Source organism: Bradyrhizobium sp. LTSPM299, assembly GCF_000938235.1.
GTDB lineage: Bacteria > Pseudomonadota > Alphaproteobacteria > Rhizobiales > Xanthobacteraceae > Bradyrhizobium.
This window is the reverse complement of the sequence record NZ_JYMU01000010.1, coordinates 100,022-111,459: the sequence shown is the minus strand read 5'-3', so window position 1 is coordinate 111,459 and position 11,438 is coordinate 100,022. Positions and strand designations below refer to the sequence as shown.

Annotated in this window: 10 protein-coding genes and 1 tRNA gene; 7 read left to right on the top strand and 4 right to left on the bottom strand. The window is 65.0% G+C overall.

What is annotated here, in order from left to right:
- Window positions 1–322 precede the first annotated feature (322 nt).
- The 4 genes from UP10_RS07875 to tsaD all read right to left on the bottom strand — a co-directional run bounded on the left by UP10_RS07875 (window position 323) and on the right by tsaD (window position 4,156).
- Window positions 323–736 (bottom strand): EVE domain-containing protein, encoded by a 414-nt coding sequence (locus tag UP10_RS07875; RefSeq protein ID WP_044586798.1) that lies wholly within the window; start codon window positions 734–736, stop codon window positions 323–325.
- 111 nt (window positions 737–847) lie between these two features.
- Entirely contained in the window at window positions 848–1,960 is a 1,113-nt protein-coding gene (locus tag UP10_RS07870; protein WP_044586797.1) for an alpha/beta hydrolase, read from the bottom strand.
- 130 nt (window positions 1,961–2,090) lie between these two features.
- On the bottom strand, window positions 2,091–3,068 hold the full coding sequence (locus UP10_RS07865) for an NAD(P)H-dependent glycerol-3-phosphate dehydrogenase (protein ID WP_044586796.1): 978 nt from the start codon (window positions 3,066–3,068) through the stop codon (window positions 2,091–2,093).
- A 14-nt stretch (window positions 3,069–3,082) separates the two neighbouring features.
- A complete protein-coding gene (gene tsaD / locus UP10_RS07860) occupies window positions 3,083–4,156 on the bottom strand; it encodes a tRNA (adenosine(37)-N6)-threonylcarbamoyltransferase complex transferase subunit TsaD (protein ID WP_044586807.1) in 1,074 nt (357 codons plus the stop codon).
- A 140-nt stretch (window positions 4,157–4,296) separates the two neighbouring features.
- On the opposite strand from tsaD, the gene UP10_RS07855 reads away from it, so the two are divergent.
- The 7 genes from UP10_RS07855 to UP10_RS07830 all read left to right on the top strand — a co-directional run bounded on the left by UP10_RS07855 (window position 4,297) and on the right by UP10_RS07830 (window position 11,390).
- Entirely contained in the window at window positions 4,297–5,028 is a 732-nt protein-coding gene (locus UP10_RS07855) for a uroporphyrinogen-III synthase (RefSeq protein WP_044586795.1), read from the top strand.
- A gap of 293 nt (window positions 5,029–5,321) precedes the next feature.
- Window positions 5,322–6,551, top strand: a complete 1,230-nt coding sequence (locus UP10_RS07850; protein WP_044586794.1) for a COG4223 family protein — start codon at window positions 5,322–5,324, stop codon at window positions 6,549–6,551.
- Between the two features lie 20 nt (window positions 6,552–6,571).
- Window positions 6,572–8,317 carry a heme biosynthesis protein HemY gene (locus UP10_RS07845; RefSeq protein ID WP_044586793.1) on the top strand — a complete coding sequence of 582 codons (1,746 nt, stop codon included), beginning with the start codon at window positions 6,572–6,574 and terminating at the stop codon, window positions 8,315–8,317.
- A 100-nt stretch (window positions 8,318–8,417) separates the two neighbouring features.
- Window positions 8,418–8,493 (top strand) — tRNA-Thr (locus tag UP10_RS07840).
- Window positions 8,494–8,811: 318 nt separating this feature from the next.
- A complete protein-coding gene (locus UP10_RS43995) occupies window positions 8,812–9,237 on the top strand; it encodes a hypothetical protein (RefSeq protein WP_156179696.1) in 426 nt (141 codons plus the stop codon).
- A 538-nt stretch (window positions 9,238–9,775) separates the two neighbouring features.
- Window positions 9,776–10,909, top strand: a complete 1,134-nt coding sequence (locus UP10_RS07835; protein ID WP_044586792.1) for a metallophosphoesterase — start codon at window positions 9,776–9,778, stop codon at window positions 10,907–10,909.
- A 64-nt stretch (window positions 10,910–10,973) separates the two neighbouring features.
- Window positions 10,974–11,390, top strand: coding sequence for a hypothetical protein (locus tag UP10_RS07830; protein WP_044586791.1), 417 nt, complete (start codon window positions 10,974–10,976; stop codon window positions 11,388–11,390).
- Window positions 11,391–11,438: the final 48 nt, after the last annotated feature.

The window sequence follows — 11,438 nt, the reverse complement described above, 5'->3', positions numbered from 1 at the left end:
ATGGGAGCCGTCGCCTAACAGATTGGCCGGCCGGCGGGTTCGCCCACCGGCCGACCCGGAAGCTGCAAGAGTAGATGGAGCAATCGGTCGATCAACGATGCGAGACAGTCCGTGGGACCCATTGGCCGTCAACAGGTCGCGGGGTTGTTTGGAGCTCGCGTCGCGCAACCCATCTTGACCAGCGATCAATGTGCGTCGCATCAACAGGCCGGACATATGGATGCAAGCGTTCCGATCTACTCACAAAGCTCTTGTGCCACGGGGGCCGTCCACATATGGGTCCCGGCCCCCGTGCGCAATTGCGCACTCGGCCGGGACGACATCATAATCCGCCCATCTTGCAGACCATCTTCCATTCCTCCGCCGTCACCGGCTGCACCGAGAGCCGCGAATATTTCACCAGCGCCATCTCGGCGAACTTCTTGTCGGCCTTGATCGCGGCCATTGTGACCGGCGTTTTCAAGGGCTTGTCGGCCTTGATGTCGACGCAGACGAATTTGCCGGTCTTGTCGGACGGGTCGGGATAGGCCTCCTTGACGATCTCGGCGATGCCGACGATCTCCTTGCCCTCGTTGGAATGATAGAAGAACGCCTTGTCGCCCTTCTTCATGTTGACGAGGTTCTGCCGCGCCGTGAAGTTGCGCACGCCGGTCCAGGCTTCGCCCTTCGCGCCCTTGGCGACCTGCTGGTCCCAGGACCAGACCGACGGTTCGGATTTCACCAGCCAGTAGTTCATCGCAACTTACCCTGTTCTTGCCATTCTTGAACGCCGATCGCGCCGCGATGTTATAGGCACGCAGATATCAGAGACAAGCGCGGGCATCGCCGCACATCGTTTGCGACGGCCTTATTGCTTCAGATACCTGTCGAAGAATTTGGCGATGTCGGTGAAGGCTTCCCTGGTCTCGGGCGCATCGACGTTGAACTGGTACTGGGCGTGCGACATCCCCTCATAGACGTTGAGGTCGGCGATGACACCGGCGCGGCGCAATTTGCGATGGGTGCGAACCGTGTTGCTGAGGAACAGGTCGCGCGTACCCGAGGTCAGGATCGTCGGCGGGAAGCCCTTGAAGTCGCCGTAGATCGGCGAGATGTAGGGATCCTTCAGGCTCGTCCCGTTGGCGTAAAGCTTCGCCGCGCGGCCGAGCCAGCCGTCCCAGGTCACCAGCACATTGTCGACCCACTCATTGCTGGCATAGCTGTCGCCGATCTTGTCGATATCCGACCACGGCGTGCCCGGCGCGATGGCGGCCGGCAGCGGCAGCTTTTCATCCCTCGCCCGCAACACCATCGCGAGCGTCATCGCGCCGCCGGTCGACGTGCCGAAAATAGCGACACGATGGTGTTCGTGCGATTTCAGGACGGCCTTGTAAACCGCCATCGCGTCGTCCATCGCCGCCGGGTAGGGGAAGTCCGGCGGCATCCGGTAGTCGACCGAGATGACCTTGAAGCCGCCGAAGCCCGCCATCATGATGGCTTCTGGCAACGCCGCCTCGCCGGGTCCGAACACGTAACCGCCGCCATGAACGTGAATCAGCAGGCGCCGCCGGTTCTCGAGCTCGATCTTGTTCGGCGTGACGATGAAGCAGTGCACGCCGGCGATCTTCGTCTCCTCGACCTTGACGCCGAGCTTCGCCTTCATCGCCGGGATACCCGCGATTGCAAGCTTGGCGCGGCGATCGATCAGTTCCTTCCATTCCGCCGGGGTCTTCGGGTCCGCATTGAAATGCGGCGGATACGGCGCGCCGATCACGGCCTGCATCTCGGGGGAGACATCATTGGCGGGATTGCCGATCGATTTGAGCGGGGCGACCCGCTTGCCATTGTCGGCGTTGGCCGCCGCCTCGCTCTTGGCGAGTTCGTCGTATGGGACGGCTGTTTGCGCGCGGGCGGTGGCAGTTGAGGCGGCGACGGCCAATAGAATGCCGATCGAAACGATGGCGTGATGCGGTTGACGCATGCGTTATCCCCAAGGATCCGTTTCTTGAAAGGATCCGTTTCTTGATTGTTCGACCGGGACCCGGCGGTTCGCCGCTACGCTATTACAGCGCGCACAGGCCGTGAAGGGCCACACGCAGCGGCCATGACGCTCACTCTGCTTTGAACGGGCGCGTCAGCAGCCCCTCGATCGCGGCATCGATCGTGAGTTTGTGCGCAAGGATCGCCGCGACCGCGTGTGACACCGGCATCTCGACCTTGAGCGACGTGGCGAGCTCGACCAGAACCGGCGCGGTGGACGCGCCTTCGGCGAGCTTGCCGAGCGGCGCCGCTTCGCCGCGGCCGAGTGCGATGCCGAGTGCGAAATTGCGTGATTGCGCGGTGGAGCAGCTCAGCAGGAGGTCGCCCAATCCCGACAGGCCGGCGAGGGTCTCCGGTCGCGCGCCGCAGGCGCGGCCGAAGCGCGCGAGCTCGCTGAAGCCGCGCGTGGTTAGTGCTGCGAGCGCGGAGGCGCCGAGGTCGCGGCCGACCACGATACCGGCCGCGATCGCCAGCACATTCTTCGCCGCGCCGCCGATCTCGACGCCGCGTACGTCTGACGTGTGATAGGGACGGAAGGTCGCTGATCCCAGCGCCTGCACCAGGCGGCTCGCGGCCGCCTCGTCCCTTGCGGCCAATGTCACCGCGGTCGGAAGTCCGCGCGCGACGTCATCGGCAAAGCTCGGTCCCGACAGGATGGCGGGCACCGCCTGCGGTGCGGCTTCCGCGATCACCTCGGTCATGAACTTGTGCGTGCCGTGCTCGATGCCCTTGGCGCAGGCGATCACGGGCGTGCCGCGTTTGACATGCGGAGCAAGACGGCTGACGGCCGCGCGCAGATGCTGCGCCGGGGTAACGGCGAGGATGAGGTCCGCGCGTGCCGCGGCGGCAATATCAGATGTCACGTCGATGGCGGGATCGAGCCGGACGCCGGCGAGCTTTGGATTGATGCGCGTCGCCTGGATCTGCGCAGCGTGCGCTGGATCACGGGCGTACAGCGTAACCTTCCGTCCGGCGCGCGCCGCGACATCGGCCAGTGCCGTGCCCCATGCACCGGCTCCGATGACGCTGACAGACGTATACGCGGGCATCGCAACCCCTCGAATCAGTAAGCCGCGCGACTGTTGCCATACCCTGCCGGCGGCATCGCGTTGGCGTCGAGCAGCCAGCGGGCGCGCGGCGGCGCGTCCATCGTGTCGGTCAGTCCGAGCGCCATCCGTTCGGCGCCGGCCCATGCGATCATCGCGCCGTTGTCGGTGCAGAGCGCCGGCGGCGGGATGATCAGCGTGGTCTGCGCCCTGGCCGCGACATCCTGCAGCGCGCTGCGGATCGCATGGTTGGCGGCGACGCCGCCGGCCGCGACCAGCGCGCGCGGCGTGCCGAACTGCTCGTGGAACAGTTTGAGGCCGACGTTCAACCTGTCAGCGGTCGATTCCAGCACCGCGGCCTGGAAGCTGGCGCAGAGATCACTGATGTCCTGCGGCTCCAATGGCGTCAGCCGGCTCGCTTCGTTGCGCACCGCGGTCTTCAATCCCGACAGCGAGAAATTGGCGTCGGGACGGCCGAGCATCGGGCGCGGAAAGGCAAAGCGCTTGGGATCGCCGCCCTCGGCCGCACGCTCGACCTGCGGCCCGCCGGGATAGGGCAGCGACAGCATTTTTGCGACCTTGTCGAAGGCTTCGCCCATCGCGTCATCGACCGTGGTGCCAAGGCGCACATATTGTCCGACGCCGACCACCGCTACAATCTGGGTGTGGCCGCCCGAGGCCAGGAACAGGCAATAGGGGAACGCCAGCGCGCATGTGAGCCGCGGTGTCAGCGCGTGCGCCTCGAGATGGTTCACCGCGATCAGCGGCGTGTCATGCACCATCGCGATCGCCTTCGCGGTGGTCAGGCCGACAATCACGCCACCGATCAGGCCGGGACCCGCGGCGGCCGCGACTGCGGACAACTGCGCGTAGCCGACACCGGCTTCCTTCATCGCTGTGGCGACGATGCCGTCGAGCAGGTCGACATGGGCCCGCGCCGCGATCTCCGGAACCACGCCGCCGAAGCGGGCGTGTTCCTCGGTCTGCGAGCGCACGATATTGGAGAGAATTTTGCCCGAGCCATCGCTCTGCCGCTCGACCACGGCAGCCGCGGTTTCGTCGCAGGTGGTTTCGATTCCCAATACCAGCATCGGTGGTTCGTTATCCAATTTCGGCCCTTGCGCGATCATCACTAAAATGGCTCTTCCGGGGTAGCATTGCGAGGTCTCAAAGTGCAATCGGAAGCCAATCGGAAGCTATGACCCATTTCCAGCGGTGGAAGTCCTGAGCCGTGGCGGTCCTTGTCACACGCCCGTCTCCCGACAATGCGGCGACGCTGGAAAATCTGCGTGCACGGGGTTTTGACGCCCTGCTGGCGCCGATGCTGCGCTTCGAGCCGTTGCCGTTCCATGACGATCACGACGCCAAATATGACGCTATCATTTTGACCAGCGCCAACGCCCTGCGCGCGGTCGATCTCGCCGGCAGCCGGCTGCTGCGCCTGCCACTGTTCGCGGTCGGGGCCCACACCGCCGATGCCGCGCAGGCCGCCGGCTTCGGCAAGGTGATCACGGCCAAGGGCGATGCCAATGCGCTGCGCGATCTCGTGCTGGCGCGCGCCAAGGCCGGCAAGCTGAAGAAATCAGCCACGCTGCTCTATCTCGCCGGCGCCGACCTGTCGCGCGATCTCGCGGGCGAACTCGGCGACGCCGGATTGACCGTCGTCAGCCACACCACCTACCGGATGGCGCCGGTCGCAAGCTTCCCGCGGGAGGTCTCGGATGCGTTCATGGCGAACGGGATCACGGCGGTGCTGCATTATTCCCGCCGCAGCGCGCAGGCCTTCCTCGACGCTGTCAGGGCCGATGGCCTCGAGATTTCCGCCTTGGCGCTGCCGCAATGCTGCATATCAGCCTCAGTGGCCTCTGTTCTGCACGATGCCGGCGCGATCAAGGTGACGGTGGCGGCCTCAGCGGACGAGAATGCCCTGCTGGACACACTCGGCCGTGCCTTGCCCTCCTGACCTCCAATGATTCTTTCGTTTGAACATGCACTTCGCTCGCAATGACGGGTGGAATTCGGTTTCCTTTGGTGTCGTCACCCGCGCATGCGGGTGATCCAGTATTCCAGAGGCGCCAGTGCTTGTGCCGAGAGGCCGCGGCGTACTGGGTCGCCCGGTCCATGTGCGCAATTGCGCACAGGCCGGGCGATGACAGTTGTAAATGGGGACCATGGCCCGATTTTTTGGATCGTGCTCTAAGAACCGTCGCCGATTCTGTTAGAGTAGGCCGCTGATCGAGTTGAGGACCCCCCGCGATGGCTGAAGACAGGCCCGAGGATAGCGACCCTTCGCCGGATTCCGCCCGGCCCAGGCGTGCGCCGCCGACCATCGATCTCGAGGCGACCGCTGTGTCGAGCGAGCCGCCGCCGGCCACCACCGAGGCGGCTTCGCCTGAAGCCGCGGCCGAGCCGGAGCCCGAACCCAAATCTGAGCCAGAATCCGCGGCTGGGCCCGAGGCTGCGCAGGGATCCGGACGAGCGTCGGAACATGTGCCCGAACCGCCGCGGCCGGTCTCGCCCTGGGTGGTCGCGCCGATCTCAGGCGCGGTCGCCGCGGCGCTGGTGATCGGGGTCGGCTGGCTGCTCGGTTGGCCTCAGGTCGCGCCTGCCCCCGCGCCACAGCCCAACGCCGCCGCGATCGACGGTCTCACCTCGCGGGTCGCCGGCCTCGAATCGAAAGTCAGCAAGCCACCCGCTGCGGCGGCCGATCCTGCCGCGTCGGCGCGGCTGGAGGGGCTGGATAAATCGATCGCGGCGTTGCGCAGCGATCTCTCCGCCACGCGCGCGCAATCCGACAAGCTCGCAGCCGCCGTCAATGATGTGAAGGCCGCGCCCCGCACTGGCGGGGCTGCGCCCGACCTGTCCGGAATCACGGCGCGCATTGACGCGATCGAAGGCGCGATGAAGACGCAGAGCACCGAGATCGCCAAACAAGACACCAAGCTCGCCGACACCAAGCCGGCCGATGATACGCCGTTGCGCCGCGTCGTCGCGGCCACGCTGCTCGACGCCGCGGTCCGCCATGGCGATCCCTTCGCCTCCGCGCTTGCCGCGGCGAAAGCGCTCTCCGACGATCCCGCGGCGCTGAAGCCGCTCGAGGCTTTTGCGACCACTGGCTTGCCTGATACGAACAGGCTCTGCCGCGAGCTGATCGAGATCGTGCCGCAGCTCGTGCCGCCGGAAACGGCAACGGCCAGCGGTGCAGGATTGGTCGATCGTCTGCAGGCCAGCGCCTCCAAGCTGATCCGCATCGAGCGGACCGATGCCACCGGCACCGATCGCGGCAGCATCGTCGCGCGCGTGACATCGGCCGCCGTGCATAATGACCTCGCGCTGACCGAGCGCGAATTGAAGTCGCTGCCACCGGCCGATCGCACCGCGGCGCAGCCGTGGATCGACAGGGTGGACGCGCGCAGTGCGGCGCTCGCCGCCTCGCGAAAATTCGCCGACAATGCCATGGCGGCGCTCGCCTCGGTTAATCAGTAGGTCATTGCAATAGGTCTTTGATGATCCGGATCGTTCTGTTCCTGTTGTTGATTGCGCTTGCTGCGGCCGGCGGGACCTGGGTGGTCGATCAGCCCGGCGACCTCGTGATGTCATGGGGCGGCTTGCACCTGTCGTCCAAGCAGCCGGTGATCCTGCTCGGCATCATCATCGTCGTCGCGATGATTGCCGGCGCGATCCTGCGCATGATTTGGAATGTGCCGGGGCACGTCCGTCGCGGCAGGCGCGAGCGCCGTCACGCTCGCGGCCGCCATGCCATCACGCAAGGCCTGCTCGCGATCGGTCATGGCGATTCCACGACCGCCCGCGCCCACGCCGAAATGGCGCGGCGCCACGCCGGCAACGATCCGCTCGCCTTGTTGCTGCACGCGCAATCGGCGCAGCTCGATGGCGACCGTGCCGCCGCGCAGCGCGCCTTCCGCGCGATGGCCGAGCGCCCGGACACGCGGCTGTTGGGCCTGCGCGGCCTCTTCATCGAGGCGCAGCGCGCCGACGATCCGGTCTCGGCCGTGATGATCGCGGAAGAAGCGTTGAAGGTCTCGCCGTCGTCGTCATGGGCTTCGCACGCCGTGCTCGGCTTCTGCTGCGCCAAGGGCGATTGGGCCGGCGCGCTGTCGATCCTCGACAACAACCAGAGCTCAGGCTTGATCGACAAGGCGACCTACCGGCGGCAACGCGGCGTGCTGCTGACGGCGCGGGCGCTGGAACTGGAGGCTCTCGATCGCGATTTCTCGCGCGAAAGTGCGAAGGAGGCGGTCAAGCTGGCGCCGACGCTGATTCCGGCGGCGGTGCTGGCAGCCAAGTTCGAGAGCGAGGCGCATCAGGTGCGCCGCGCGATGCGCCTCGTCGAGACGGCGTGGCTGGCGCAGCCGCATCCTGATTTGGCCGACGCCTACGCCCATGTGCGGCTCGGCGATTCCGCGCGCCAGCGCCTGGTGCGGGTCGAGACACTCGCGGCCAAGACATCCGGCCATATCGAAGGCGCGCTGGCGATCGCCCGCGCCGCGATCGACGCGTCGGAATTTGCCAAGGCGCGCACGGCGCTGGAGCCGTTCATCGGCGCGCCGACGCAGCGCGTCGCGCTGCTGATGGCGGATCTCGAGCGCACCGAGCATGGCGACAGCGGCCGGGCGCGGGCCTGGACGATGCGCGCCGTGCGCGCGCTGCACGATCCGGTCTGGACCGCGGACGGCTATGTCTCGGACCGCTGGCGCCCGGTCTCCCCGGTCAGCGGCCGGCTCGATGCCTTCCAGTGGCAGACCCCGGTCGCGGCGCTACCGTCCGACAAGGGCAGCACGATCGAGCCCTCGCCCTTCGAGGAGGCGATGCTGGCCCCGCGCCGGGTTGAGCCGCCCAGGGAGGCGTCCACGGAACCGCTCAGGGAACTGGTCAGCGAGCCGCCAGTGGCAGCCCCGGTTGAGCCCATCGAGGTCAAGCCGATCGAGCCGGAGCCCCCAGCCGCCCAGGACAACGCCCCGGTGCCAGCAGCAGAAACCGAACCAGCCCCGGCCGTATCAGCCCCACCCCCCGAATCGGCGCCCCCGGCACCTGCCCCCTTGTTCCGCTCCCGCACCGACCTGCCCAAGGCCGCCCCGACCCCGATTCCCGCCGTCATCCCCATCATCCGCGCCCCCGACGACCCCGGGATCGACGAGGACGGGCCGGTCGACGAATTCGCGGAACAAATCGGCCCGCCCAAGGCCCAGATGGGCGGCTGGAAGGGATTTTTGTCACGTTTCGGGAGTTAATCAGGGCCCACACCGGCCTGGCTTTTTCTTGCCAATCGGGGCCATGCCCGATATCAGGTGGCACGCGTTTGAGACTATCAAACGCCGCTGCGTTTGGTCCGCCGCAATAGCTCAGTTGGTAGAGCACGTCATTCGTAATGACGGGGTCACAGGTTCGAGTCCTGTTTGCGGCACCATTCTTCGAAGCATCGACTCCGGGTTTCCCTATCGTATGCGAGTGGCAGGCGTGTGCTTGCATGACACGCCTAACATCTCCCTCGCAGCACACCGGCGCTGGTCGCGGCGCAAGGAACCAGTCGACCCATGTCATTCACCGCGAACGTAATCCGCGTCCTGATCGCTTCGCCCTCTGATCTCGTTGAAGAGCGCAAGGTTGCTATTACAACTGTCTATGAATGGAATGCTCAGCATGCGGAGGCAGAATCGGTCGTGCTGCTGCCTGTTGCGTGGGAAACACATGCAACACCCCGCTCAGGTGTTCGGACGAGCTTGGATTGCCCACCAAGGCCGTTGCAGCATACAATCGCGCTGCCGCAATAGATGAATCTCTCGCCATGAGCAACCTAGGAACCAAGCTGCTGAACTCTGGTTTCTTCGAGCTAGCGCAAGAACAATGCGGCAAAGCACTTAAGAATCCGAAGCCGCATCCCAATGTTGGCACGCTCGTTACCTCGCTTGCTTCAGTTGAGGAAGACGAGCGCTTGCGTCGGAAAGACATTCTGGACGGCGTGGAAGGGCAGTCGTCGCTCCTTCAGCAACTAGGACGAGCTGCTGCGCTTGCGACACCCGAAGCGATTGCAGAGAATTGGCAAGGGCCGGATTGCGCGCTCAAGTGTGTGCGTGGAAATGACCGAGTTAGTTTCAGAGGCAGCTACGAGCGCGAAGATGATCTGCTTTTGGGTGTTCGATCGGTGCTCTGAGTTCAGCGTCCCCCGCCAGACCCACAGCCAAACGGAAACATTCTGTTATCTATTCGGGCCACATTAGAGGACTCGCGGTAATTGGCGAGGCAAAATACGACCACGAAGGAGCTTCGCTGGTCGGCTCTGCTGGAGAGCAAAGGGCATTTATGATCCTTAGTGAAGACGGAAACGAAATATCCGTCTTCGAGAGGGTCGATTTGAAAGAACCTACGGTCAAAATACTCAAACGTATAAGTGGCCAGGATTGAACTCGCGTTTGCTACAAGTTCAAAGGTAGGCGTCGTGATGCAGCTCACATCTTGGTCCAAAGAAAGAGCAGGCCGCGGCGCATCGACCGTCAGACCTCGCGGTGACACTGCCCGCCGTTAATCGGCAGTCCTTCCATGGCAGCGCCACCTTTCTTCACTCTAAGGTCAGCAAAGCCAGGAGGCACCCCGGCCTCCGTCGCGGGTCTCGACGAGAATAGCCAAGGCGAAGAGCGATACTGGACGATGATTTCGCGGACGAAGGCTGTAGACTCGCCTCGCGCCGCAAAGTGTCCTGCAAGGAGCATCCAATTCCCACCCTCATACTGACCCTGCCCAGTCTGCTGGTCATCACCCGCTTCGTCTGGCCGCTGGCACTCCCGACGCCGATCAAGATCATCCTGGCTGCCGCCATGCTCGGAGTTTCGCAGTATCATTATTGGAGCCGGCTCTCTTCGGGATCGGTGTTCGCGCCCGAGTTTCCGCGCGCGATCGTCATTCTCTTCAATTGGGCGTTCGGGACGATCCTGTTTCTGGCGCTGTTGCAGGTGTTGCTCGACGTCATCACGCTGCCCGCAATGCTGGTGTACGGGGTGACCGTATCAGATACCATCAGGTACACGATGGCCGCCATCGCGGCTTTGACGGCTGCGATCGGCGTGCGCCAGGCGACGAGAGTGCCGCCGCTCCGCGACATCGAGTTCGGCATCGTCGGGCTGCCGTCCCAGTTCGATGGCTACACGATGTTGCAGCTAACCGATCTCCACATCAGCCGCCTTTTTCCGACGGCCTGGGCCCGCGCCGTCGTCGATCGGGCAAACGGCCTCGGCGCGAACCTGATCCTGATCACGGGCGATCTGATTGACGGCGACCTTGCGTCGCGTAGCAAAGACGTCGAGCCGCTGCGGGATCTGCGTGCAGTTGATGGCGTCTACGTGATCCCCGGAAATCACGAATATTTCTTCGATTACCGCGCCTGGATGGCGCATTACGCCGATATGGGCATGCACGTGCTCTCGAATGAACACGTCGTTCTCAATCGCGACGGCGGCAAATTGGTCATCGCTGGCGTCACCGACAAGTCGGCACCCAGAACCGGCAACCCCGGTCCGGACCTTGCCGCCGCTATCGGCAATGCGCCGAATGGCGTGCCCGTCATCCTGCTCGACCACCAGCCGTTGAACGCGCGGAACGCAGCCGCGCATGGCGTCGCGCTGCAACTGTCGGGACATACGCACGGCGGAATGATCGTTGGACTCGACCGCTTGGCCGCGCGCGCCAACAACGGCTTCGTTTCGGGGAGGTACCAGGTCGACGGGATGACGCTCTACGTCAACAACGGCACCGGTCTGTGGCCCGGCTTCGCGCTGCGGCTCGGCCGCCCGTCGGAGCTGACGCGGATCACACTGCGTCGGGCGACGTGAGGCACCTCACACCTCGATCGCCGCCGCTGGCCTAATCTCCCCGTCACCAACGGGAGACGCGACGATGCGCAAACTCATCCTGATCACGGCGATGGTTTTGGCTTCTGCTTCCGCGCAGGCCGGCGATCGAAGCTTGACGTTGGGCCGGGGAGAGAGCTTACCGGCTGCCGCGTCCAATACGGTCAACGCATCGGGCAAGGTTGCCGACGTGCCGGTGACGCCGGCGGTCGAGGCGCCGAAGCCGCCCGAGGTTCCGAAATATGTCGAGCGGCCGGCTGCTGCCGCGCCGGCGCCAGCGCCGCAGCCACAAGCGCAGCCGGCGGTGCAGCAGGCCACTATTCAACCGGCATCAACGCCGGCTTGGAAGCCCGTGGAGCAGAAGCAGGCCACCGCGCACAAGTCGAGCAATCGTCGTTACGCGCGGCACTGGACTGCGGGCCGCATCATCGGCGAACTGCATCGCTACGGGATTTATTGGTAACGCCGAAAGGGACTGTGCTCTCTCTCTCCCGCGTGCGGGAGGGTGAGG